A 25,336-nucleotide genomic window follows, 5' to 3' on the forward strand; every position below is an offset into this window, starting at 1 on the left:
GGACTTCACGATCTGGTAATAATGCGCAGAAAGAATCCGCGCATGCGGAGACGTCACCGTTCGGTTGGCTGTCTGCATCGTGCTCGCGTTGTGTTTGTACCATTCGCCCGTTTTCAACTCCCTGCAGCGGTCGCCCCTGGGCTTGCCGCTGCTTGTCAGTACGTGTTGCCCTGGAGGCTGTGTGTCGATGAGTCGTTGTTCTGGAGCCCATATGGGCAAGGCTGGCAAGCTGGCCCTCTGTGCGCTCCCTCTGTTGTTCGCTGCCCAGAGCTGGGCCTTTGATCTGGATGATGTGGCGGTCAAGGCCAAGGCGCTTGCCGCCGAAGGCTACAGCGCGCCGCAAAGCAATCTGCCGGCTGCGCTGCGCGAATTGCCGTTCGCTGGCTATCAGAAGGTGCGCTTCCTTGAGGAAAAAGCACACTGGGCTGATGGCAAGACGCCGTTCCGGCTGTACTTCTTCCACCAGGGCATGCACTTCGATGTACCGGTGAAGATCAACGAAGTGACCGCCGAAGGTACCCGGGAAATCAAGTACGACCCGTCGATGTTCGACTTCGGCGATCTCAACCTGAACCCGGATGACCTCAAGGATCTGGGCTTCGCCGGCTTCAAGGTGATCAACGAGATCAATGCCAAAGGTACGCACGACGAAGTGATGAGTGTGCTGGGGGCCAGCTACTTCCGCATCGTCGGCAAGGGCCAGGTGTTCGGCCTCTCCGCGCGTGGCCTGGCCATCGACACCGCACTGCCATCGGGCGAAGAGTTCCCGCGTTTCAGCGAATTCTGGATCGAGAAGCCGCAGCCCGATCGCCGCAGCCTGGTGATCTACGCACTGCTCGACTCGCCGCGTGCCACCGGCGCTTACCGCATGGAAATCAAACCGGGGCGCGACAGCGTGCTCGACGTGCAATCGAAGGTCTACCTGCGTGAGAACGTCGAAAAGCTCGGCATCGCGCCGCTGACCAGCATGTACCTGTTCGGTGCCAACCAGCCCTGGCCGCGCCCGAATTACCGCCCGCAGCTGCATGACTCCGATGGTCTGGCCATCCATGCCGGCAATGGCGAGTGGATCTGGCGCCCGCTGAACAACCCGCAGCGCCTCAACGTCAGCAGCTATCGTATCGACAACCCACGTGGCTTCGGCCTGATGCAGCGTGGTCGCGACTTCAATCAGTATCAGGATCTCGACGACCGCTACGAGCTGCGCCCGAGCGGCTGGGTGGAAACAGTCGGCGATTGGGGCGCTGGTCATGTCGAACTGGTGGAGATCCCCACGCCGGACGAAACCAACGACAACATCGTCGCCCTGTGGCGCCCCGAGAAGCTGCCGGCACCGGGTGAGTCGTTGGATGTGGCCTATCGCCTACACTTCAGCCGTGACGATGCCAAGCTGCATGACCCGCAACTGGCCATGGTCAGCCAGACCCGGCTGTCGGAGGGTGATATCAAGCAGGCCAACCTGATTCGTCAGGCTGATGGCAGTACTGCGCTGGTGGTCGATTTCGTCGGTGAGGAGCTGGCCAAGCGTTCGCCTGACGCGGCGCCGACCGTTCAGGTCAGCGTCGACGGCAACGCCGAGTTGCTGGAAGACAGCCTGCGTTACAACCCGGTCAGCAAAGGCTGGCGCCTGATGCTGCGCATCAAGGTCAAGAACCCGGCGCAGCCGGTGGAGATGCGTGCTGCCCTGGTCGAGGACGGCAAGCCCTTGTCGGAAACCTGGAGCTATCAGCTGCCTGCCCATGAATAACACTCTAGACCCTACGCAAATCCAGGAGTATCTGGGAGAACTGCCGCTCGATCATGAGCGGCAGCAGGCTCTGGCTCATCGCCTGGAAGAGGAGGGCGGGGATCTCGCGACCTTGCATCGTGCCCTGCACGAGGAAGATCTCGTAGCCGCCGAGCCTTTGGAAGAAACCCGCGAGATGCTCGACTCGGTGCCAGCCCGCCTGGCACTGGGCTGGCCGGATGCGCTCGAGCGCGGCTGCCGCATCGTGCAGGATCACCAGGGTCGGCCCACCATCGATTCGACCCCTCCGATCAGACGCACGCGTATGGTGCCGGAGCCCTGGCAGACCAATATCCTGGATCGCGGCTGGCGCCGTCTGAAGGGCGAGAAACCCGCCCCGCGACCTCGTACACGCGAGAGCGAAGACTTCGCCGAAGAGCGTTGGCGGCATGTCGCGGCGGTGCGTCGTGCCGCGCTGCTAGTATTGATGATCACGCAGACCGTGGTCGCCACCTGGTACATGAAGTCGGTGCTGCCCTATCAGGGCTGGTCGCTGGTCGATCTGGGCCTGGTGTTCGAGCAGCCCTGGCAGGAGTCGGCGCGGCAGATCCTGCCCTATGTGGTGCAGACCAGCATCCTGGCGCTGTTCGCCCTGCTGTTCTGCTGGGTGTCGATGGGCTTCTGGACCGCGCTGATGGGCTTCTTCCAGCTGCTCAAGGGGCATGATCGCTACAGCATCTCGGCCACCAGCTGCGGTGATGAGCCGATTTCGCCACGGGCGCGTACGGCACTGGTGATGCCGATCGCCAACGAGCACGTGCCGCGCGTGTTCGCCGGTCTGCGCGCGACGTTCGAGTCGCTCAAGGCTACTGGGCAGCTCGATCACTTCGACTTCTTCGTTCTCAGCGACAGCAACGACCCGGATATCTGCGTGGCCGAACAACAGGCCTGGATGGAGCTGTGCCGCGAGGTGGAAGGCTTCGGCCATATCTTCTATCGCCGCCGTCGGCGTCGGGTGAAGCGCAAGAGCGGCAACATCGACGACTTCTGCCGGCGCTGGGGCAGCAACTACCGCTACATGGTGGTGCTCGATGCCGACAGCGTGATGAGCGGCGAATGCCTGACCCGCCTGGTACGCCTGATGGAGGCCAACCCGGGTGCCGGCATCATCCAGACCGCGCCCAAGGCGTCCGGGATGGACACCCTTTATGCGCGGCTGCAACAGTTCGCCACCAGCGTCTACGGGCCGCTGTTCACGGCTGGCCTCAACTTCTGGCAGCTGGGTGAGTCGCACTACTGGGGCCACAACGCGATCATTCGGGTCAAACCCTTCATCGAGCACTGCGCCCTGGCGCCGCTGCCGGGCACCGGTTCCTTCGCTGGCGCGATCCTCTCCCACGATTTCGTCGAAGCCGCGCTGATGCGCCGCGCTGGTTGGGGCGTATGGATCGCCTACGACCTGCCGGGCAGCTATGAAGAGTTGCCGCCGAACCTGCTCGACGAGCTCAAGCGTGACCGTCGCTGGTGCCATGGCAACCTGATGAACTTCCGCCTGTTCCTGGTGCGTGGCATGCACGCGGTCCACCGCGTGGTGTTTCTTACCGGGGTCATGTCCTACCTGTCCGCGCCGCTGTGGCTGTTGTTCCTGGTGCTCTCGACCTGCCTGCTGGCGATTCATACGCTGATGGTGCCGGAGTACTTCCTGCAGCCCAACCAGCTCTATCCGCTGTGGCCGCGCTGGCAGCCACACGAGGCCATCGCCCTGTTCTCGGCGACCATGACCCTGCTGTTCCTGCCCAAGTTGCTCAGCGTGCTGCTGATCTGGATCAAGGGCGCGGAGGCCTACGGTGGGCGTACGCGGGTGCTGTTGTCGATGCTGTTGGAGGCGTCCTGCTCGGTGCTGCTGGCGCCGGTGCGCATGCTGTTCCACAGCCTGTTCGTCACCGCTGCCTTCCTCGGTTGGTCGGTGCAATGGAACTCGCCGCAGCGCGTGGATGACTCGACCCCCTGGAGCGAAGCCTTCCGCCGTCATGGCACCCAGGTACTGATCGGTATCAGCTGGACGGCGCTGGTGGCCTGGCTCAACCCGGACTTCCTCTGGTGGCTGGCACCCATCGTCATTTCACTGGTGCTGTCGCCAGTGGTCTCGGTGCTGACCAGCCGCACGGCACCGGGCTTGGCAGCACGGCGCAGCAAGCTGTTCCTGATTCCGGAAGAACACAAGGTGCCGGTGGAGCTGAGCAACACCGCCGAGTACGAGCAACTGAACAGCTCACGGGCTCTGCGTAAGGGCTTCCTGCGTGCAGTGGTCGACCCGCTGTACAACGCCCTGGTCTGCGCCATGGCCCGTGCCCGCCACGCCAAGGTGGTGCCTGCTGCCGAAGCGCTGCGCAACGAGCGTATCGATGAGATCCTCAGCGCCGGACCTGAGGGTAAGGTCGAGGCGACCCGCTGGCGTCTGCTCAACGATCCTGACGGCATGGCGCGCCTGCACGCGCGCATCTGGCAGGAGCCGCAATATCACGCCTGGCGCGAAGCCCTGCGCGACGCCTGATCATCCGTCACGCCCCCGCCTGCCGGGGGCGTGACGTGATGCCCTTCTGACATACCCGCTAACATCTATAGGCGCATCAACGTTCTGCTGCACGGCACCATTGCGTCTGGGGCGGGTCTTTGCCTCGGATGGGGCATTCGGCCGTCTGGCCCGAACACCGTTTTCGTACATGACATTGGAGAGGAACCACGATGTCGAATCTGCATGATTCCGCGCAGCGCTATGGTGCGGTTACACGCTGGCTGCACTGGGGTATGGCCGTTTTGCTGGGGTGGCAATTCTTGACCGTACTGGCGCATGCCCTGATGGAAGACAGCGCGCTGGATAAATTCCTCTGGGGGACGCACAAGGCGACCGGGCTGTTGCTCATGGTGCTGGTGGTGATTCGCCTGCTCTGGGCGCTGTACAACAGCAGCCGCCGGCCGGCGCCTGTCAGCACACTGGCACGCGTCGGCCATCTGGCGTTGTATGGCCTGCTGTTCGTGATTCCCTTTGTCGCGCTGCTACGCCAGTACGGCTCGGGCCGCGAGTTCGTCGCCTTCGGCATGACCATCATGCCCGGCTTCAGCGACGCCAAGATCGAATGGATGATCGCGCCCGCCAGCCTGCTGCACGGCAACCTCGGCTGGCTGCTGCTGTTCATGGTCATCGGCCACGCGGCTATGGCGTTCGTTCATCGCCGCCAGGGCGGCGAGGACGTGCTGGCGCGAATGATCGGGCGCTGACTCTGTGTGGTATGGCAAAAGGCTTACACGGCCTGGCGGCAACCACCACTGTTGCCATTGCGAGCCGATCTCTAATCTACACACATCCCCTGCAGCGACTGATCGCTGAGGATCAAGGACGATGACCAAGCCAGGAATGGCTACCGACAGGATGTCGGATGGTTGGGAAGAAACCCGCTTCGGCGGGTTTTTTGTTGCCTGCGATTTTTGGCAACAAGCGCTCGGGCCTCGTAAGCGACGTCAAAAATTGTTCCCGACGGTTCCTGGTTGTCCACAAATGCTCAGCCCAATGTCAGGTGATTGCGACCGGCCTGTTTGGCCTGATAGAGCAAGTCGTCGACTTGGCGATACAGCTCTTCGCTGCTTTCGCCGTCCATGGCCAGGCGTGCGCCCATGCTGACGGTGAGGTGGTCGGCCGTCGGTGAGGCGGCGTGGGCAATGTTCAGGGTGGCCAAACCGCTACGTAGCGCCTCTCCGAGTGTTTGCAGCTGTTCAGCATCGCAGCCATACAGCAGCAGGGCGAACTCTTCTCCGCCTAAACGTACTGCCATGTCCATGGGGCGACGAGCGAAATTTTGCAGCAGTCGACCTACCCGGCGCAGAGCATCGTCGCCGGCCTGATGTCCGTAGTGATCGTTGAAACGCTTGAAATGATCGATGTCGAGCATCAGTAGCGCAACCTTGGCTGACTCGCGGTTACCCTGGCGCAGAACGAGATCCAGATGCTGAGTGAAGCTGCGGCGGTTGTGCAGAGCGGTCAGCGGATCGTGGTTGGCTTGCCAGTCCAGCAATTGCAGCAGCAGAAATTGCTCGCGCTGAGTGTGATCCCTGACATAGGCACCCATTGCACAGATCAGCAGTGCCAAGCTGAAAATGAAGCACAAGCGCAGGTGATCGACGTGTTGCGTCTCCGATAACAGCCACAGCCCAGGCGCCACGACCAGCGGCAGGCTGGCCGCCGCCAGCAGCAGATTGCCGCGAAACGACAGACCGAGCGGGAAGAACAGTGTGATGGCCATCAGTAACAGCACGCTGTTGGAGATTGGGACGCTCAGATTCTGGTAAAAAATGATCGTCAGCGTGGTGCCCAGCACCAGGCTCAGCAGGGTGACGGTGACCACCTGCGGGCCATAGTGCTTACGGCTGCCGTTGAGCAGTAACAGGGCGAGCAGGCAGAGCGTGAAGATGATCGAGCCGCGCACCAATAGCAGGCCCCAGAGCGCTGCTGGATAGTCTGGGAAGCGTTGCCACAGATCCAGGCGCAGTGCATCGACAAGGCTGAAAATCATCCATATGCCGAGCCCCAGGAGCACGGCGATTTTCTGATAGCGCGCCTGTACCTTGCTGATGTACTGGTGATATTCCTGTTCCAGCGGCTGGCTGAAACGCAAGAAACGAAAACCGCGGCGTAACTGTTCGGCGTAGCGGTTTTCCGGGATTGCACGGAGAGCTTCCGGGGCTGAATGCATGACGACTCCTTGTTTCACTGAGCATAAGGTGCCCGGCGGGATCGTCAATCAATAACGCTATGGCAAATGTCTTACACGCTCTGGAGCCAACCGCTGCTATTGCTACTCAGGCACGATCATTAATCTAGACACATCCCCTGCAGCGACGGATCGCTGAGGATCAAGGACGATGACCAAGCCAGGATTGGCTACCGACAGGATGTCGGATGGTTGGGAAGAAACCCGCTTAGGCGGGTTTTTTGTTGCCTGCGATTTTTATACTGCGCCGGCGCCTTCACCTCTCCTTGCCAATGAATGCCAGCAGTGCCAGCAGCGGCAACCCGGCGGCCAGTAGCGCCGTGCCTGACCAGCCGAAGCGCTCGTAGACCGGGCTGGCCAGTGCCGAGCCGATGGCGCCACCAACGAAGATGCTGGTCATGTACAGCGCATTGAGCCGGGCGCGGCTCTGCGGCTCCAGTGCGTAGATGCTGCGCTGACCCAGCACCATGCTCATCTGCACGGCGAAATCCAGCACGATGGCAGTGACGACCAGGCCGATCCAGCCCAGTCCGGCGCTCAACAGGTTGGGAGCGAAGGCCAGTGGTGCCAGGATCAGCGCCACCAGGCTGGCGCACCAGGTATGGCCGGCATCGGCCAGACGCCCGGCGATAGGCGCCGCGACTGCGCCGATGGCGCCGGCAAGGGCGAACAGGGCGATGTCCTGCTGGCTCAATCCCAGGTGGCGCGACAGTTCCAGCGGCGCGACCGTCCAGAACAGACTGAAACTGGCGAACATCAGGCCCTGATAAAGCGCACGGCGGCGCAGTGTCGGGTAGCGGCGCAGCAGGTGAACGAGCGAGGCCAGCAGTTGCCCGTAGCTGGCGCGGTGGCTGGGGGCGTGACGCGGGATGGTGGTGGCGATCACCAGGGTGATCAGCAGCATCAGTCCGGCTGCCATCAGGTACACCGCGCGCCAGCCGAATTCACCGGCTACCAGACTCGCCAGCGGCCGCGCGAGCAGGATACCCAGCAGCAGGCCGCTCATGATGTTGCCCACCACACGGCCACGGCTGGCCTCCGGCGCCAGGTTGGCGGCCAGGGGGATCAGCATCTGTACCGAAACCGAGCTGAGGCCGATCAGCAGTGCCAGGCCAAGAAACACATCCGGCTGATTCGCGAAGGCCGCCGCCAGCAGGCAGAGCAGGGCGGCTGCGGTGGTGATCAGCATCAGTCGGCGGCTTTCCAGCAGGTCGGCCAGCGGCACCAGGAACAGCAGGCCGAGGGCATAGCCGATCTGCGTCAGCGAAACGATCAGGCTGGCGCGCTCGGCGCTGAGGCCGACATCCGGGGCGATCAGCTCGATGATCGGCTGGGCGTAGTAGAGGTTGGCGACGATGGCGCCGCAGCACAGGGCGAACAGCAGCACCAGTGCCTGCGGCAGGGCTGGCGACTCGCTCGTGAGTGAGGAGGTCTGGCTAGTCATGATGGGATCTCGGTGAGAGGGAACGACAGGCGCAAGGTTAGGCAGGCGACGTCAGGCGGAGAAGCCGTCGAATCGGCAACAGTGCGTTGCGCACTGTGCAAAGGCATTCAGCGCTGCAGCAGCGCCTGAAGGAACTCACTGAACGCGGCGATGCGCTTCGACCCCCGGTGATTGGGCAGGTACAGCAGATGAATAGTGCCTTCGTGCGGGCCAGGGGCAACTTCGTAGTCGGGCAGCAGGCGCTGCAGCTTGCCACTGTCCACATCATCGCGTACCAGCCAGTCCGACAGCAGTGCCACGCCCTGACCGGCCACGGCTGCCTGACGCAGGATATCGGCGTTGTTGCTGCGCAGGCTCCCCGTGACCGGCACCTGCAAGGTCGTTCCGTCCTGCTCGAAGCGCCAGTAGTGCGCCGGGCTGCCGTAGTCGTACTGCAGGCAGGTGTGCGCCTGGAGTGCATCCGGATGTTCGATGGGCGAGGTGCGTGCCAGATACTGCGGACTCGCCACCAGCCAGCGCGTGAAACTGCCGACGCGCTGGCTGACCACGTCGTCGCTGACGATGGAAGAGCCCAGGCGCAGCGCCAGATCGACCCGTTCGCTGAGCAGGTCGACCACCTCGTCGGTCACGCGCAGGGTCAACTCCAGCTGCGGGTGTCGCTCCAGCAGTTCGCCGAGGTGCGGGGCGATGATGCGCCGAGCGAACTCCACCGGCACGCTTACCGCCAGGCGACCACGCACCTCTTCGCCGTTGTCGGTCACGGCGGCATCGGCTTCGTCCAGGGCGTCGAGGATGGCCAGGGCGCGCTCGAAGTAGTCGCGTCCGGCCTCGCTGACGCTGATCTGCCGCGTGTTGCGGTTGAGCAGTACGCAGCCCAATTCCTGTTCAAGAGCGTTGACCGCACGGGTCACCGACGAGGTGGCCAGGCCCAGCTGCCGCGCCGCAGTGGAAAAACCACCGCAGCGAACGGTGGCGACGAAGGTGCGCAGAGCCAGCAGTTTGTCCATGGAAACGCCCGAAATACCGATCAGCCTGAAGCTTGCGCGATTGGCCGGCTCGCTGCCAAGCATTGCGTGGCGCCCTGGGCCTTGCGTGTGTACCACAGCACCCGGCTTACGCCACGGGTGATGGCCACATAGGCCAGGCGCCGGGCTTCGTCCTGCATGGCCTGGTCGTAGCTGCCGGCGAAGAAGCCGCAGTGGGCGTAGAGCGCGTTGCGCAGCGGGTGCTTCTCCACCGGCAGGCAGTCGTCGAGGATGATCGCCACTTCGGCCTGCAGGCCCTTGGCGCGGTGGATGGTCATGGCTCTGACCGGCAGCGCCTTGTCCAGTTGCGCGCGCACCTGTTGCAGTGGCTCGTTGCGCCGGCTGAGCAGCAGCACGGCGGTACGATCCGCATTGGCGCGCTGGCTGACGTGTTGGCACTGCGCGGTGATTTCCTGGAGCAGCGCCGGCAGGCCGCTGGCCAGGTCGAAGCGCTGGATCAGCCTGACGCCATGGTCGCCCGGTTGCATCGCCTTGGCCGCGACGCAGGTCTTGGCCTGCTTGTTCTGGACCTCGGCCAGCACCTTTTCACCATCGCGGATCACCGGCTCGATGCTGCGGTAGTTGGTGCCCAGCAGCAGGGTGGTGCTCTTGCTGCGGCCACGGCTGGGGAAGTGCCGGTCGAAATCGATGAACAGTTCCGGCGAGCTGCCGCGCCAGCCGTAGATCGATTGCCAGTCGTCGCCGATGGCCATCAGGCTGATGCGCTCGCCCGCCGCGTGCAGGCGGCGATGCACGGCCTGCAGCCACAGCACGATCTGCGGCGAGATGTCCTGGAATTCGTCGATCAGCAGGTGGCTCAGGGCGAGCAGGGCCGGGCCGGGTTTGCCGTCGTCGCTGCTCAGCCGCTCGCTCAGTTGCGCGAAGGCACCGTTGAAGCTGATCAGCCCCTGATGCTTCAGCAGGTTGTTGAAGTGCTGGTGGAAGCGCTGCATCGCCTCGATGAAGTCACGCTCGCGTGCTGCGCAGCCCAGGGTTTTCACCTCCAGACGGTCGAGGCGAATCCCCAGGCTCTCGGCGAAGTCGATCTGCCCGTGCAACAGCTCGAACAAGGGCAGTGCAGTGAATTCACCGGGCAGTTTGCAGGCGTCCAGTGGCGCCTTGGCCTTGCCCTGTGGCGGCTCCTCGGGCGCCGGCAGCTTGAGCAGGCGGTGAGTCAGGACGCGAAAGCGCGCGTCCTCGGCGTAGGCGTTCTGGTAGGCCTGCTTGAGCAGGCGCTGCTGCGCGGGGCGCAGGCGCCCCCCGGTGAGCGGGTTGTCTGGTTCGTCGCCGGGTTCGTCCAGTTGCTCGAACCAGCGCGGGTTGCCCAGGTGTTCCTTGGCCAGTGTGGCCATGGCCGCATGGAAGGTGCGCACGCACTGGCGCGCATCGTGCGGGTAGTGCCAGAAGTCGAGCAGACGTTGCAGGCGCTCGCGCAACTCGCTGCAGGAGGCGTTGGTGAAGGAAATCACCGTCAGGCGCTTGGGATCGACCTCCAGGTGGCAGAGCAGGAACACCACGCGCAGTACCAGCGTGCTCGATTTACCGGAGCCGGCGCCAGCGAAGATGCGTGCCAGCGGCGCACGGCAGAGGATCATCGCCCATTGTTCGGCCGACGGTGCGCCGATCAGCCTGGCGTTCACCGCCTGCGCCACGCGTTCGCGCATCGCCTGTACCTGAGCATCTTCAACCTTCAGCCGGGTGCCGGGGTAAATCCCTGCAGGGCCGGGTTTACCGCTGTCAGTCTTGCGACCGCTGGCTTTCTTGTTGCCAGTGGACTTCTTCTTGCTTTGCTTGCGCGCAGGTTTACGTGGCTGCGCGGCTTCGCGCTCGGCACGCAGGTAGGCGGTGGTGTGAGGGAAGTAGCGGGCGAGGGCGCTGGACAGCAATTGTTTGTAGCGCGCGACTGCAGAAAGCATGCGTTGAGAATGACCTGACGGATAAAACCCGCATGATAAAGCCTGCAGCGCGATGGCAGGCAGTGATGGCGCAGCGATAAATGCGCAACTTTGTGCAAGCGCCTGGCGCCTATCGCTTCCAGACTGTGCTCAGTCTTGGGAGATACTCGATGAACCTGTCGCTTTACCTGCTTACCGTACTGATCTGGGGTACGACCTGGATCGCCATCAAATTGCAGATGGGCGAGGTGGCCGTTGCCGCTTCCATCGCCTATCGCTTCGCGCTGGCATCGCTGGTGCTATTCGCCATGCTCTGGTTCAGCGGCCGCCTGCAGCCGCTGGATCGCCGTGGTCAGGGCATCTGCCTGGTGCAGGGGTTGTGCCTGTTCTGCCTCAACTTCCTGTGTTTCTACACCGCCAGCCAGTGGATACCCAGTGGCCTGATCGCGGTGATCTTCTCCACCGCCACCCTGTGGAACGCGATCAATGCAAGGCTGTTTTTCAAGCAGCGCATCGCCGCCAACGTGCTGCTCGGTGGTGCGTTGGGGCTGGTCGGTCTGGGCTTACTGTTCTGGCCGGAGCTGGCTGGGCACCAAGCCAGCCGCGAAAGCCTGCTGGGCATCGGCCTGGCGCTGCTCGGCACGCTGTTCTTCTCTGCTGGCAACATGCTCTCCAGCCTGCAGCAGAAGGCCGGGCTCAAGCCGCTGACCACCAACGCCTGGGGCATGCTCTACGGCGCGCTGATGCTGGTGGGCATCTGCCTGGTCAGCGGTACGCCGTTCGCCTTCGAGTGGAACGCGCGCTACGTCGGCTCGCTGCTGTACCTGGCGATTCCGGGCTCGGTGATCGGCTTTACCGCCTACCTGACCCTGGTCGGGCGCATGGGGCCGGAGCGCGCGGCCTACTGCACGGTGCTGTTCCCGGTGGTGGCGCTGAATATCTCGGTGTTCCTGGAGGGTTACCAATGGACGGCCCCGGCGCTGCTCGGCCTGGGCCTGGTAATGCTGGGCAACGTGCTGGTGTTTCGCAAGCCGAAGCCGGTACTGACCGAGGCGAGGGTATAGGGTCGATCGAAATGCTGGTTGCTCATCGTAGAGCGGACTCATCAGGAGCGCCAGCGAACAGTCCGCCGGTTCATGCCGAGCCTGGTACCGAAACGCTCCATTGAAACTTAAACGGCGTACTGCTACGCGAGTACGCCCTACATCACTGCCTGGGTGATCAACTCCCGCGAATCAACTTGCGCAGCATGAAGCGATTGGGGTGGCAGGCCTCGGCCACCTCACGTGGCAGCGGCAGGGGCTCGTTCTCCAGCCAGGCAGCGATCAGCTCGCCGGCAAGCGGCGCCGTGATCAGCCCGCGCGAGCCGTGGCCGCTGTTGATGTACAGGCCGTGCAGCCAGGGGCAGGGCGCGTCCGGCACCTGGCGGGCGTCCTTGGCCAGTACCGCATAGGTCTCGGTGAAGGTTTCGGCATCGGCCAGCGGCCCGACTATCGGCAGGTAGTCCGGGCTGGTGCAGCGGAACGCGGCGCGGCCTTCCAGCGTCGCCGGGTCGAGTGTCTGTGCGTCCAGGCGTTCGGCGAGATCCGTGGAAATTTCCCGTAGCAGCTCCAGGTTGCCGGTATGCTCGGCCACGCTGGGCGTGAGGTCGTCGCTGTGGAAGTCGAAGCTGGCGCCCAGGGTGTGCTCACCGTCGCGTGGCGGCGCGACATAGCCTTCGGCGCAGACCACGGTACGTAATTGACTGCTGAGCGCGTTGGCCGGCAGACGGCTGATCTGCCCACGGATGCGCTTGAGCGGCAGGTTCGCATGCGGCAACAGGCGGCCGATCTCGGCGGCGCAGGCCAGTACCAGCACCGGTGCCTCGACCAGCGTGCCGCTAGGCCCGTCGACGCGCCAGCGGTCATCCTGCCGGCTCAGACTCAGCGCCTCCTGGTAGGGGCGCAGTTCGATCAATGGGTGTTGCACCAGTTGCCGGCACAGCGCCGGTGGGTGTACCCAGCCGGCGTCGGGGTAGAACAGACCGCCAGTCGGCAGACCAATACCCGCCAGCGCTTCGGCCTGCTCGCGCCCCACGGAATGCAGCAGATCTGCAGGGAAGGCGGCGGCCAGCTTGGCCTGGCGCGCGGCTTCCTTGTCATCGAAGGCCAGCTGCAGCACGCCGCAAGCGTCCCAGTCGGCACCGCGCTGCAGGCGTTCGAGCAGCCGACGAGTATGACCGAAGCCAGCGACGATCAACTGCGACAACGCGGTGCCATGGGCCGAGAGCTTGAGGTAGAGCACGCCCTGCGGGTTGCCCGAGGCCTCGCAGGCAACCGCCGCGTGGCGCTCCAGCAGGCTCACTCGCCAGCCGCGAGCGGCCAGGCTGGCGGCAGTGGCGCAGCCGGCCAGACCAGCGCCGATCACCACCGCGTGTTTTTCCTGCGTGGGGCGAGCGGGGCGGGCGAACCAGGGCTTGCCGACGCTTTGCGGCCCACCGATGAACAGCCCTTTAGCCACCTCCCATTTTTTGCCCAGACCGGGCACGCGTTTCATCTTGAAGCCGGCTTCATTCAGTGCGCGCCGTACCCGGCCGGCGCTGGAAAATGTGCCGATGGTTGTGCCGGGGGCCGACAGGCGCGCCAGTTCGGCGAACAGCTCGGGCGTCCACATCTCGGGATTCTTCGCCGGGTTGAAGCCGTCGAGAAACCAGGCGTCGATGCGCGCATCCAACTGCGGCAATTGCTCCATCGCGTCGCCGATCAACAATGTCAGCACCACCCGACCACCCGCCAACAACAGGCGCTGGAACCCGGGGTGAATGGCGCGGTACTGCGCTAGCAGTTCTGTGCTGAACGGTGCCAGCTCCGGCCACAGGGCCAGGGCGCGCTGCAGGTCGTCGTGATGCAGCGGATATTTTTCGACACTGACGAAGTGCAGACGCGCGCCAGCGGGTGCCTGTTGCTCGAACAACTGCCAGGCGCAGAGGAAATTCAGCCCGGTGCCGAAACCCGTTTCGCCGATGTTCAGGCATTCACCGTCGGCGAGAGCGGCGAAGCGCGCCGCCAGATCGTTGTTGGCGAGGAAGACGTAGCGTGTCTCTGCCAGGCCGTTTTCCTGGGAGAAATAGATGTCGCCGTAGCTGCGCGACAGAGGTTGGCCGCGCTCGTCCCAGTCGAGCTGGGCGTGATGGGTGTCTGACATGGCTGGGTTCCGCTGGATCGTGCGGCGATTCTACCGTGCACAGGTGTCGCGGCGCTGGAACAAGGCAGCGTGTCAGCGGGCAAAGCGTTGGATGTTCCGTTAGGCTGTGAGGATGACTCCAGGGAGGTTGCTTTATGTTCGAGTCCGCCGAAATCGGCCGCAGTATCGACAAGGCCACGTTCGAGGCCGAAGAGCCGGCGCTGCGCGAGGCGCTGCTGGAAGCGCAGTACGAGCTCAAGCAGCAGGCGCGTTTTCCGGTGATCGTATTGATCAACGGCGTCGAGGGCGCCGGCAAGGGCGAGACGGTGAAACTGCTCAATGAGTGGATGGACCCACGGCTGATCCAGGTCAGCACCTTCGATATACAGACCGACGAAGAGCTGGCGCGGCCGCCGGCCTGGCGCTACTGGCGCCAACTGCCGCCCAAGGGGCGCATGGGCGTGTTCTTCGGCAACTGGTACAGCCAGATGTTGCAGGGGCGGGTGCACGGCAAGTTCAAGGACGCGGTGCTGGACCAGGCCATCGACGGTGCCGAGCGCCTGGAGCGCATGCTCTGCGATGAAGGCGCGCTGATCTTCAAGTTCTGGTTTCACCTGTCCAAGCAGCACATGAAGGCGCGACTGGAGGCGCTCAAGGACGACCCGCTGCACAGCTGGCGCATCAGCCCGCTGGACTGGCAGCAATCGAAGACCTACGACAAGTTCGTGCGCTACGGCGAGCGTGTGCTGCGCCGCACCAGCCGTGACTATGCGCCCTGGTATGTGGTCGAGGGCGTCGATCACTATTACCGCAGCCTCACCGTCGGGCGCATCCTGCTCGAAGGCTTGCAGGCGGCGTTGGCCAGTCCGCAGCGTACCCAGCTGCAACCGCATGCTGCGCCGCTTGTTTCCAGTCTGGACAATCGCGGTTTGCTGGCCAGCCTGGACATGACCCAGGCACTGAGCAAGGACGACTACAAGGAGCAGCTGGCCACCGAGCAGGCGCGCCTGTCCGGCCTGATGCGCGACAAGCGCATGCGCAAGCACGCCCTGATCGCGGCATTCGAGGGTAACGATGCCGCCGGCAAGGGTGGCGCCATCCGTCGCGTCACCGGCGCCCTCGATCCGCGCCAGTACCGCATCGTGCCGGTGGCTGCGCCGACCGAGGAAGAACGTGCCCAGCCCTATCTGTGGCGCTTCTGGCGACACATCCCGGCGCGCGGCAAGTTCACCATCTTCGACCGCAGCTGGTATGGCCGTGTGCTGGTGGAGCGGGTCGAGGGGTTCTGCAGCCAGGCCGATTGGCTGCGCGCCTATGGCGAGATCAACGATTTCGAAGAGCAACTGGCCAATGCCGGAGTGATCCTGGTGAAGTTCTGGCTGGTCATCGACCAGCAGACGCAGCTGGAGCGCTTCAAGGAGCGCGAGCAGATCCCGTTCAAGCGCTTCAAGATCACCGAAGAGGATTGGCGCAACCGCGACAAGTGGGACGACTACGGCGATGCGGTGGGTGACATGGTCGACCGCACCAGCACCGAGATCGCGCCCTGGACGCTGATCGAGGCCAATGACAAGCGCTTCGCCCGGGTCAAGGTGCTGCGCACCATCAACGAGGCCATCGAGGCGGCGTTCGCCAAGGATTGAAGCGTTAATCGCGGCTAAAGCCGCTCCTACGGTATTCACTGCACTGTAGGAGCGGCTTCAGCCGCGATGCTTTTGTGTCGATCCCAAAGCCCCGGATTGCATCCGGGCTACGCCCCTGGCCCGATCTCCCCGTATACGCCAGATCAATGATGCTCGCGCCCAGGGATGGGCTGGATTTATCTTCATGCCATTCGCCATCCAATAACAACGAGGTGCGTCATGCGTGAAGTGGTGATCGTCGACAGCGTCCGGACCGGCCTGGCCAAGTCCTTCCGCGGCAAGTTCAATATGACCCGGCCGGACGACATGGCCGCCCATTGCGTCGATGCGTTGCTGGTGCGCAACGGCATCGACCCGAAGCTGGTCGATGATTGCATCGTCGGTGCCGGTTCCAACGAGGGTGCGCAGGGCATGAACATCGGCCGCAACGTCGCCGTGCTCTCACGCCTGGGTAATCCGGTGGCGGGCATGACCCTCAACCGCTTCTGCTCCTCAGGCCTGCAGGCCATCGCCATCGCTGCCAACCAGGTGGCGTCCGGCTGCAGCGACATCATCGTCGCCGGCGGCGTCGAGTCCATCACCATGACCCTGAAAAGCATGAACATGGACAACCTGTTCAACCCGCTGCTGCAGCAGGACAACCCCGGCATCTACTACCCCATGGGCAAGACCGCCGAGATCGTCGCCAACCGCTACGGCATCAGCCGCGAGGCCCAGGACGCCTACGCCCTGCAGAGCCAGCAGCGCACCGCGCGGGCCCAGGCCGAAGGCCTGTTCGCCGACGAAATCGTGCCGATGGCGGTCAAGTACCAGATCGAGGACAAGGCCACCGGCGAGAAGAAGATCGTCGACGGCGCTGAGTCCTGGCGCCGCTTCTGCTTGGGTTACTCTGTGTCTATGCAATAGAAAAGGCTATGTCTGCGTTAGCTGTTGCCAAGCGGTTCTAGGAAGGCTCTGAGCCTTGTAGGGTGGGCTTTTGTACCAACGCCCAACACTTAACGCAGGTATAGCCATAGAAAGCCAGGCGGTGACGATGGATCGGTTTCAGGAAATGAGGGTGTTGCTGGCGGTGACCGAGGGCGAGAGCTTCGCCGGAGGCGCCAAGCTGCTGGGCATTTCGCCGCCCAGCGTCACTCGCGCCATCGCCGCGCTGGAGGCACGTCTCGGTACGCTCTTGCTGGCCCGTAGCACGCGCAGCCTGCGCCTGACCGAGGCTGGCCAGCGTTATGTCGAGGACTGTCGGCGCATCCTGCTGGAGCTCGAGGAGGCCGAGGAGCTGGCCGCCGGTGGCAGTGTGCGCCCGCGTGGACGACTCACCGTGACCGCGCCGGTGATGTTCGGCGAGCTGTTCCTGATTCCGCGCATCGCCCAGTACCTCGACACCCACCCGGACGTGGAGGTCAATGCGCTGCTGGTCGACCGCGTGGTGAACATGATGGAGGAGGGCATCGACGTGGCCGTGCGCATCGGCTCGCTGCCGGAGGGCGATCATCCGGCGTTGCAGGTCGGGCAGATCCGCCCGGTGGTGTGCGCCTCGCCAGATTTTCTCGACCGCGTCGGGCGCCCACGCCACCCGGATGAGTTGCGCGATGCGCCCATCGTCATGTCCAGCGCCAGCACGCTGCTGTCGCACTGGCAGTTCGTCGGCACGGACGGCCCGTTCGGCTTCATGCCGCAACCGCGCTTCACCGTCAGCTCCAACCAGGCGGCGATCAGCGTGGCGCGCCTGGGCTGGGGCTATACCCGCGTGCTGTCCTACCAGGTGGCTGCCGCGGTGGCGCGCGGCGAGATCGAGCTGGTGCTCGAGGCGTTCGAACCGCCGGCCTTGCCGGTGCATATCATTCATCAGGGCGGTCGCCAGATTTCGGCCAAGGTGCGCACCTTCGTTGACCACTGCGCTGCCAGTTTTCGTGCCGACCCAGCCCTGCGCGCGGCTGGTGCAGCGCCTGTTTCATGAACGCTCATCGCGAGATGCAGGTGTTTCTCGTCGTGGCCCAGGCGGGCAGCCTGGCCGCTGCTGCTCGGCAGTTGCAGCTGTCGCAGGCCACGGTAATGCGCATCGTGGCTGGGCTGGAGAGTCGTCTGGACAGCACCCTGCTTCTGCGCGGGCCGCGCGGTGTGAGCCTGAGCGCGGCGGGTACCGCTTTCGCCGAGAGTTGCCAGCGCATCCTGCAGCGGGTGAAGGAGGCCGAGCGCTCCGTGACCGGCCTGCACGCCAACCCCGTCGGACAACTGACCCTGGCCCTGCCGCTATTGATGACGCATCAGGTGCTAACCCCCATCGCGGTCGACTACCTGGCGGAATTTCCCGAGGTGAGCCTGGCCACCCTGGCGCGCGAGGAGCCGCCCAGGTTGCTGGAGGAGGGCATCGACCTGGCCGTGGTGGTCGGCCATCTGCCCAGTTCGTCCGGTTTCGCCGTGCCGTTGGGATGGGCGCGACCGTTGGTCTGTGCGGCACCAGCCTATCTGCAGCGCTGGGGCTGGCCCGCCAACCCGCAGGCGTTGCACGCGCACCGCATCATCGCTCGTTCTTCGACCGGCCATGCGGGGGAATGGGGCTTTGTGGACGGCGCGGTGAAGCTCGCGCCGCGGCTGACTTGTAGCACGCCGCAGGCCGCGATCCGCGCGGCGCTCGCCGGTTTTGGCCTGACCCGCTGCCTGAGCTACGAGGCCTATCAGGAGTTGCAGAGTGGGCAGTTGCAGGCGGTGCTGGAAAACTTCGCCGCAGCGCCTTTGCCGGTGCAGCTGTATTACCGCGAAGGGCGCCGGGCGGCGGGACGGGTACGTAGCTTCCTCGACTTTGCCGTGCCGCGCCTGCGTGCTCATCCGGCGTTTCAGGCCTGACGTGAGAAAATTGCAGAAATTGAAATAGTGGATTGTTCTTTGTGGTGATTCTTATCCGAGTTGGATAGGGCGAACATGGCCCCATCGTCGCGAAGGCCAGTCGTCTCGCGGTGACCTTATCCAATCACGCTCGAAGGAGTCATCGTCATGTCCCGTCCCGCCATCAAGCTGTACAACTTCCCTCGTTCCGGCCACGCTCACCGCGCCGAGCTGATGCTCTCGCTGCTGCAATTACCCACCGAGCTGATCTTCGTCGATCTGGCCAAGGGCGAGCACAAGACGCCGGAGTTCCTGGCTATCAACCCCTTCGGCCAGGTACCGGCGATCGATGACAGCGGCACCATCATCAGCGACTCCAACGCCATCCTCGTCTACTTGGCCAAGCGCTACGGCAATGACGACTGGCTACCGCAGGAGCCCGCTGCCGCTGCCCGTGTGCAGCGCTGGTTGTCGGTGGCTGCTGGCCTGGTCGCGTTCGGCCCTGCTGCCGCGCGCCTGGTTACCGTATTCGGCTACTCGTTCAACACCGAAGAAGTGATCAATCGCGCCCATGCGCTGTTCACCGTGATGGAAGGCGAGCTGGGCGAAACCCCATTCCTCACCGGCGACAAGCCGAGCATCGCCGATGTCGCCAACTACTCCTACATTGCCCACGCGCCAGAGGGTAACGTCTCGCTGGAACCCTATCCGAACATCCGCGCCTGGCTGGCACGCATCGAGGCACTGCCGGGTTTCGTACCGATGCCGCGTACCGCCGCCGGCTTGCAAGCCTGAGTCGCCGATAGCTGCCGGGATCACTCGGCAGCTTCTTGCGTGGAGGACAGAACATGCAACAGCTCCCCAGCCATCGGCACTCGCCCTGGCATGCCGGTGAAAAGCAACTGCAGGAAAAGGTCGGCGTCGGCGAACGCATGGAAGTGCTCGGACAGAAGGTGATCCGCGACTACATGCCGGATCAGCACCGCGAGTTCTACCAGCAACTGCCGTTCATGATCGCCGGTGCTGTGGATGGTACAGGCCAGCCCTGGGCCACCTTGATCGAAGGCGAAGAGGGCTTCGTCACCTCGCCCGATGCACATCACCTGTCGTTCGACCTCGCCGCCATGGCGCTCGACCCGCTCGACCCGGCCACTCCCGGTCTGGACAGCGGCGAGGCCATCGGCCTGCTTGGCATCGAGCTGCATTCGCGGCGGCGCAATCGCATCAACGGGCATATTCATCAGGCGTCGGCACAGCGTCTGGACATCACCGTGGAGCATTCCTTCGGCAACTGCCCGCAGTACATCCAGCTGCGCCATTACCGCCGCGTACCCGAGCGGGGCGTCGAACGCCTGGAAGCGACCGAACTGGATGCGCGTACTGCCGAGATGATCCGTAGCGCCGATACCTTCTTCGTTGCCAGTTACGTCGAGCATGACGATGGCCGCCGTTCGGTGGATGTCTCGCACCGTGGTGGGCGCTCCGGCTTCGTGCGGGTAGAGGGCAATCGCCTGACCATCCCCGACTACGCCGGCAACCTGTTCTTCAACACCTTGGGCAACCTCAGCGTCAATCCGCGCGCGGGCCTGCTGTTCGTCGACTTCACCACGGGCGACGTGCTGCAACTGGGCGGACGCGCCGAAATACTCCTCGACAGTCCGCTGATAAACGTCTTCGAGGGGGCCGAACGGCTGTGGACACTCGACGTCGAGCAGGTGGTGCTGCGCCCGGCCGCGACTTCATTGCGCTGGGCCTTCGAGGAGTATGCGCCGACCAGCCTGATGACCGGCACCTGGGCAGAAAGCGATGCGCGCCTGCGCGAACGTGAGCAGCGCAACCAGTGGCAGCGCTGGCGTGTGCTCAGCCTGCAGCAGGAGAGCAGCGATATTCGCTCGTTCGTGCTCGCGCCGGAGCAGGGCGCTGCGCCGTTTTTTGCGGCTGGGCAACACCTGCCGATTCGCATCACCACCGCCACGGGCGACACCCTGCTGCGCACCTACAGCCTGTCCAGCGCGCCGTCCGACGGTCAACTGCGTATCAGCGTCAAGGCGCAGGGCCTGGTCTCGCGCCACCTGCACGAACAGGTTCAGGTCGGCGATGTGCTGGAAGTACGTCCGCCGCTAGGGAGCTTCACCCTTAATCGCGACACCAACCGGCCGCTGGTGCTGATCGGTGCCGGTGTCGGTATCACGCCGTTGCTGTCGATGCTGCGCGAGCAGGTGGCGCTGGGGCAGGGCAAACGCATCCATTTCTTCCAGAGCGCGCGGACGCTGGGCGACCTGCCGTTCCAGACCGAGTTGCACGAGCTGGTGCAGCGCGCGGGTGGTTTGCTAACGATTCACCGTGCCCTCAGCGCGCCCGAGACGGACGCTGTGCTGGGGCGCGACTACGAGCAGCAGGGACGTCTCGATCTGGCGCAGATCAAGGCGGCGCTGTCGTTCGACGACTACGACTTCTACCTGTGCGGCCCGGCCGCCTTTACCCAGGCGATCTACGACGGCCTGCGCGACCTGAACGTCGCCGACGCACGCATCCACGCCGAGGCGTTCGGCCCCTCGACACTGACGCGTCGCACGGACGGTCAGACCGACGCCTTTGTGCAGCCGCCAGCGGCAACCGAGCCGGTACCCGTTTACTTCACCACTTCAGCCAAGGAAGCACGCTGGCTGCCGGAGGGTGGCAGCCTGCTGGAGCTGGCAGAAAGTCGTGGCCTGACGCCCGAATTCAGCTGCCGTGGCGGTTCCTGCGGCACCTGCAAGACGCGCCTGGTCAGCGGCCAGGTGCATTACCCGAACCCGCCAGCCGAGCTGCCGGAAGGCGATAGTGTGCTGATCTGCTGCGCGGTGCCGGCACAGGGTGAGGATGGCGTGCAGCCCCTGGTGCTTGATCTGTAAGAGGGCCGAACTGATGAGCATTCGATCTGAACGTCGTTACGTCTGGGCTGATGTTGAAGCAGGCGATGCGCATAGCTCGCCTGGAAGTTACGAGCACGGCGAAATGGAGGTCGGCTATCTGGCATCGCAGTTGTTACTGCCGCGCGAGTTGCCGAGGTACGCACCTGAACGCTCGAGGGTCTGGCAGCAGGTGGTGCGGTGCCTGCGTTATTGGCCGTCGAGAGATTGTCGGGGCTTGCGGGCTGTTGGCGGGGTAGCGTCGGTGGCTCGGTTGAGGGCGCAGGGTGCGTTGGGCTGAGCGCTTGTCTGAAGCTGTTGCCGTTTCGATCGAAACGGCAACAGCCTCTGCTTATCCTTGCGGCTGCGCGTCTTCCAGCGCCTTGCGGTAGGCATCGGCTTCGTCCTGGGATGGGAAGATACCGACCAGCTCTCCATTCTGAATCACATCCCAGATCACCATCCCCATGGCACGGGCTTCACGGGAAAGATGTTCGCTGTCACGTTCGTGCACGATCACGTTCATGCTTGTCTCCTCGTAATACGAATGCGGCTAAATGTAGCAGTTCGTTTATACGCCTCGTTAGCAAGCTTATTAAACCGGGGATTTGGCAAAGGACTGTTCTTTTAATGCAACGAACAATGGAATTTTAGTTTGGTCGTTTCCTGCTTGGGACGTTTTGAAGCATCTTGAAATATTCAGTGGTGAGGATTGGCAGGAAACCCCGTTTCAAATCTCTGTGTATTACTGACGCCCGTACTGCTGGCGATATTGCGCAGGGGTCAACCCAGTCAGCGCCTTGAACATACGCCGCAGGTTGGCCGGGCTGCTGAAACCCAGTTCAGCGCTCAGGGTACTTAGCGGCGACGAGGTCATGGCCAGACGTTCGCTGAGTTGGTAGAGCTTGATGCGCCGCGCGTAGCTCGCCACCGGCTCACCGGTTTGCGCGCTTACCTTGCGCGCCAGGGTACGTTCGGACATCGCCAGTTGGTCCGCCAGCATCTGCACCGTCAGTTGCTCGGCAGGCGTTTTTTCGATCAGGGCATGCAGGCGGCGCAACAGACCCACGGGCTGCTGCATCAGGCTGGCGCTCTGGAACGCACTGTGCGGGACGGCTGGGCGGGGCAGCACCATCAGCTGACTGATGTCTCTGAAGGCCTGTTCGCTGAGGTGTCGCTCGATCACCCCCTGAGCGATGGGCAGGTAGCCGTTCACCCCGGATGCAGTGGCTACGCCCAGATCGAACACGCAGCTGCTCTCGCTCTGCCAGCGCACCCGGCCGAAGCTTTCACGCATCGCATCCGCCAGCCACCAGGTCACCGTTGCCGCCTGGCCGTTCAAACGGCCGCTGGCTGCAAGCAGGCCGACGCCGGTGCAATAACTCCATAGCTGGACGCGCTTACCGATTGACGCCAGCGCTCTGATCAGTGCGGCATTGCCGCTCAGCACTGCCTCTGCCTGCTCCGCCGACTCGGCCCAGAAGCCTGGAATCAGCAGGGCATCGAGTTCGCGTGGATCGAGAGCCGCGCCTGCCTGCAGACTCATCCCATGGGCGCATGGCACGGGCCCGGCGTGCTGGGCGACATAGATAGCCTCGAACAGTTGCCGTCCACTTCGGCGATTGGCAGCGTGCAGCAGATCGCCGAAGGCGAACAGCCCGGCAGGCATGCAATCGGGATACAGCAGCAAACCAATGCGCATGAGTGGGTGGCCTGAAATGAATCGAAGATGTCCAATACTGCCATTATTGCCCTGACGCCGGATAGGCAGCATGGAGCCCTCAGACCCCGAGGGCTTTTCATGAAGATTCAGCAGCTGCGCAACGCCACCATCATCATCGAGTTCGGCCAGCACCGCGTTCTGGTCGATCCCATGCTGGCCCGCCAAGGCGCCTTGCCACCGCTGCGATTGTTCGGTGCCCGTCAGCGCAATCCACTGGTCGAGTTGCCAGTCAGTGCTCGCGCCGCGCTGGAATCGGTCACCCACTGCCTGATCACTCATTGCCAGAAAGGCCATTTCGATCACCTGGATCGTGCCGGCGTGCGGTGGCTGCGCGAACGCAAGATTCCGGTGATCTGTACGCCACATGATGTGGACTACCTGGCGCAGCGCGGCCTGAACGTCCGGCCGCTATTGTCGGAACACGAATTTCCCGGCCCGTTTCTCGGTGGGCTTATCCGCACCATCCGCTGCACCCATGGCCGGGGACTGGTGGGGCGCCTGATGGAGCACGGCGTAGGTTTTCTGATCGAAATACCAGGCGAGCCGAGCCTTTATCTGGCCGGCGATACCCTGCTCACCGACGAGGTGCGCGCCTGTGTACGCGAGCACCGTCCAGCCATCAGCGTGGTGCCGGCAGGCGGGGCGCGTTTCGACCTGGGCGGCGACATCATCATGGGCATCGACGAGGTGATCGAGTTCGCCCAGTTGAGTGGCGCGGCAGTGGTTGCCAATCACCTCGAGGCGATCAGCCACTGCCCGGTCAGCCGCTTGGCGTTGGCCGAGGCTGCTAGCCACGCGCAAGTCGAGCTACTGATTCCGCAGGATGGCGAGGTGCTGGAATTCTGAGTGGTGGGGCGTAGTCACCGCGCCTGTCGCCGCGCCATCCGACGGCGATATTGGCGAGTACGGAAGAGGTCTTTCACCTGCTGCGTCACCAGCGCCCACAAGGGGGATACGCCGGGCTGGGAGTCCCGGCCCTGGCTAAGCTGGTGCAGCTGGTACTTCACCACCGCCATGTTCGCCAGCGAGGCCAGCACCTTGTTGTTCCAGGTGATCGGCGGCAGCTGGGGAGCGCTGCAGAGGCCGAGCTGCCAGTCACGCGGCAGGTTCGGGTCGATGGCCAGGGCCGTGCCGATGCCGACCATCTCGATGCCGCTATCCAGCACCTGTTGTGCAACCGGTGCACGGCGGATACCGCCGGTGACCATGACTGGCATGCTTGCCACGGCGCGAATCTCACGGGCGAATTCAAGGAAGTAGGCTTCGCGCGCCAGGGTGCGCCCATCGCGGGCCTGGCCCTGCATGGCCGGCGCTTCGTAGCTGCCACCGGACAGTTCGACCAGATCCACGCCCAGCCCGTCGAGCAGGCGCACCACCTGCTGCGCGTCCTCGGCGCTGAAGCCGCCGCGCTGGAAGTCTGCCGAGTTGAGCTTGACCGCCACGGCGAAGCTCGGCGACACCACGGCACGCACCGCCTTGACGATCTCCAGCAGCAGGCGCGCGCGATTTTCCAGCGAGCCGCCCCATTGGTCGTTGCGCTGGTTGGTCAGTGGCGACAGGAACTGGCTGAGCAGATAGCCGTGCGCCGCGTGGATTTCCACGCCCGTGAAGCCGGCCTGCTCGCCCAACTGCGCGGTGCGGGTGAAGCGCTCGATCACCTCCTGAATCACCGCCGGGGTCATTTCCTGCGGCGTGGCGAAACGCTTGGACAGGTTGCCCAGCTCCAGCGCTACGGCCGAAGGCGCCCAGGTTGGCTGGCCCAGGTTGGACTGCATCTGCCGGCCGGGATGATTGATCTGCAACCAGAACTGCGCCCCTTTGCCGCGGCCGATGCGTGCCCAGCGCTCGAATCGGGCCAGGTGCGTGTCGTCTTCCAGCACCACGCCACCCGGCCCGGTCAAGGCGCGGCTGTCGACCATCACGTTACCGGAAATGAGCAGGCCGGCGCCGCCCTCGGCCCAGGCCTGATAGAGGCGCATCAGGTGCTCGGACGGTGCGTGGTCGGCATCCGCCATGTTCTCTTCCATCGCCGCCTTGGCGATGCGGTTGGGCAGGGTCGAACCATTGGGCAGGACAAGGGGATCGAACAGGGTCATGGGTGCTTCCTCGGTTGAGCCAGAGGTGACCTTAACTTTAAAGTTCACTTTAATGTCAATGGGTATCTGCGCCCGCTTCAACGCGTTACCGCTTTGAAACAATCTCATCGGTTTGGCTGCTTGACCTTAAAGTTCTGTTTAA

At 63.9% G+C, this 25,336-nt stretch carries 18 protein-coding genes and 1 pseudogene; 11 read left to right on the forward strand and 8 right to left on the reverse strand.

Going from position 1 to position 25,336, the window contains the following annotated elements:
* The first annotated feature begins 211 nt into the window (after positions 1–211).
* From BLS08_RS05915 to BLS08_RS05925, 3 genes are all read left to right on the forward strand, one after another.
* On the forward strand, positions 212–1,747 hold the full coding sequence (locus BLS08_RS05915) for a glucan biosynthesis protein G (protein ID WP_059391212.1): 1,536 nt from the start codon (positions 212–214) through the stop codon (positions 1,745–1,747).
* Positions 1,740–4,280: a glucans biosynthesis glucosyltransferase MdoH gene (gene mdoH / locus BLS08_RS05920; protein WP_090336208.1), complete on the forward strand. Its 2,541-nt coding sequence runs from the start codon at positions 1,740–1,742 to the stop codon at positions 4,278–4,280. The genes BLS08_RS05915 and mdoH overlap by 8 nt, the downstream gene beginning before the upstream one ends.
* Positions 4,281–4,471: 191 nt before the next feature.
* On the forward strand, positions 4,472–5,005 hold the full coding sequence (locus tag BLS08_RS05925; RefSeq protein ID WP_055986742.1) for a cytochrome b: 534 nt from the start codon (positions 4,472–4,474) through the stop codon (positions 5,003–5,005).
* Positions 5,006–5,286: 281 nt separating this feature from the next.
* Here BLS08_RS05925 and BLS08_RS05930 read toward each other — a convergent pair whose 3' ends face one another.
* The 4 genes from BLS08_RS05930 to BLS08_RS05945 form a co-directional block, all read right to left on the reverse strand.
* Positions 5,287–6,474, reverse strand: coding sequence for a GGDEF domain-containing protein (locus BLS08_RS05930; RefSeq protein ID WP_055986736.1), 1,188 nt, complete (start codon positions 6,472–6,474; stop codon positions 5,287–5,289).
* 274 nt (positions 6,475–6,748) lie between these two features.
* Positions 6,749–7,936: an MFS transporter gene (locus BLS08_RS05935; RefSeq protein WP_021490212.1), complete on the reverse strand. Its 1,188-nt coding sequence runs from the start codon at positions 7,934–7,936 to the stop codon at positions 6,749–6,751.
* A 107-nt stretch (positions 7,937–8,043) separates the two neighbouring features.
* Complete coding sequence (locus tag BLS08_RS05940; RefSeq protein ID WP_055986901.1) at positions 8,044–8,943, reverse strand: LysR family transcriptional regulator; 900 nt, start codon at positions 8,941–8,943, stop codon at positions 8,044–8,046.
* A gap of 20 nt (positions 8,944–8,963) precedes the next feature.
* Positions 8,964–10,877, reverse strand: a complete 1,914-nt coding sequence (locus BLS08_RS05945; protein ID WP_090336210.1) for a DEAD/DEAH box helicase — start codon at positions 10,875–10,877, stop codon at positions 8,964–8,966.
* Between the two features lie 149 nt (positions 10,878–11,026).
* Between BLS08_RS05945 and BLS08_RS05950 the strand changes: the two genes are divergently transcribed.
* Complete coding sequence (locus BLS08_RS05950) at positions 11,027–11,920, forward strand: DMT family transporter (protein ID WP_055986732.1); 894 nt, start codon at positions 11,027–11,029, stop codon at positions 11,918–11,920.
* Between the two features lie 157 nt (positions 11,921–12,077).
* On the opposite strand, the gene mnmC is transcribed toward BLS08_RS05950, so the two are convergent.
* Positions 12,078–14,039 (reverse strand): bifunctional tRNA (5-methylaminomethyl-2-thiouridine)(34)-methyltransferase MnmC2/FAD-dependent 5-carboxymethylaminomethyl-2-thiouridine(34) oxidoreductase MnmC1, encoded by a 1,962-nt coding sequence (mnmC, locus tag BLS08_RS05955; protein WP_055986729.1) that lies wholly within the window; start codon positions 14,037–14,039, stop codon positions 12,078–12,080.
* Positions 14,040–14,173: 134 nt separating this feature from the next.
* On the opposite strand from mnmC, the gene pap reads away from it, so the two are divergent.
* The 6 genes and pseudogenes from pap (at position 14,174) to BLS08_RS05985 (ending at position 21,378) form a co-directional block, all read left to right on the forward strand.
* Positions 14,174–15,661, forward strand: coding sequence for a polyphosphate:AMP phosphotransferase (pap, locus tag BLS08_RS05960; protein WP_055986726.1), 1,488 nt, complete (start codon positions 14,174–14,176; stop codon positions 15,659–15,661).
* Between the two features lie 219 nt (positions 15,662–15,880).
* Positions 15,881–16,516, forward strand: a pseudogene (locus BLS08_RS05965) (thiolase family protein); the annotation flags it as partial.
* 178 nt (positions 16,517–16,694) lie between these two features.
* Positions 16,695–17,618, forward strand: coding sequence for a LysR family transcriptional regulator (locus tag BLS08_RS05970; protein WP_055986723.1), 924 nt, complete (start codon positions 16,695–16,697; stop codon positions 17,616–17,618).
* The gene (locus tag BLS08_RS05975) at positions 17,615–18,505 is read left to right on the forward strand and encodes a LysR substrate-binding domain-containing protein (protein ID WP_055986720.1); all 891 of its coding nucleotides are present in this window, start codon (positions 17,615–17,617) and stop codon (positions 18,503–18,505) included. Before BLS08_RS05970 ends, BLS08_RS05975 begins: the two co-directional genes overlap by 4 nt.
* Positions 18,506–18,652: 147 nt before the next feature.
* Positions 18,653–19,279 carry a glutathione S-transferase family protein gene (locus BLS08_RS05980; RefSeq protein WP_055986717.1) on the forward strand — a complete coding sequence of 209 codons (627 nt, stop codon included), beginning with the start codon at positions 18,653–18,655 and terminating at the stop codon, positions 19,277–19,279.
* Between the two features lie 53 nt (positions 19,280–19,332).
* Entirely contained in the window at positions 19,333–21,378 is a 2,046-nt protein-coding gene (locus tag BLS08_RS05985; RefSeq protein ID WP_055986715.1) for a 2Fe-2S iron-sulfur cluster-binding protein, read from the forward strand.
* Between the two features lie 349 nt (positions 21,379–21,727).
* Here the strand turns inward: BLS08_RS05985 and BLS08_RS26290 are convergent, their stop codons facing one another.
* Positions 21,728–21,901, reverse strand: a complete 174-nt coding sequence (locus tag BLS08_RS26290; protein ID WP_167375869.1) for a hypothetical protein — start codon at positions 21,899–21,901, stop codon at positions 21,728–21,730.
* Positions 21,902–22,120: 219 nt separating this feature from the next.
* Positions 22,121–23,077 (reverse strand): GlxA family transcriptional regulator, encoded by a 957-nt coding sequence (locus tag BLS08_RS05990; RefSeq protein ID WP_236699095.1) that lies wholly within the window; start codon positions 23,075–23,077, stop codon positions 22,121–22,123.
* Positions 23,078–23,176: 99 nt separating this feature from the next.
* On the opposite strand from BLS08_RS05990, the gene BLS08_RS05995 reads away from it, so the two are divergent.
* The gene (locus BLS08_RS05995) at positions 23,177–23,944 is read left to right on the forward strand and encodes an MBL fold metallo-hydrolase (protein WP_055986711.1); all 768 of its coding nucleotides are present in this window, start codon (positions 23,177–23,179) and stop codon (positions 23,942–23,944) included.
* A gap of 14 nt (positions 23,945–23,958) precedes the next feature.
* On the opposite strand, the gene BLS08_RS06000 is transcribed toward BLS08_RS05995, so the two are convergent.
* Positions 23,959–25,194 (reverse strand): NADH:flavin oxidoreductase/NADH oxidase family protein, encoded by a 1,236-nt coding sequence (locus BLS08_RS06000; protein WP_055986708.1) that lies wholly within the window; start codon positions 25,192–25,194, stop codon positions 23,959–23,961.
* Between the last annotated feature and the right edge of the window lie 142 nt (positions 25,195–25,336).

Origin of the sequence: Ectopseudomonas chengduensis, from assembly GCF_900102635.1 — a bacterium.
GTDB classification, from domain to species: Bacteria; Pseudomonadota; Gammaproteobacteria; order Pseudomonadales; family Pseudomonadaceae; genus Aquipseudomonas; species Aquipseudomonas chengduensis.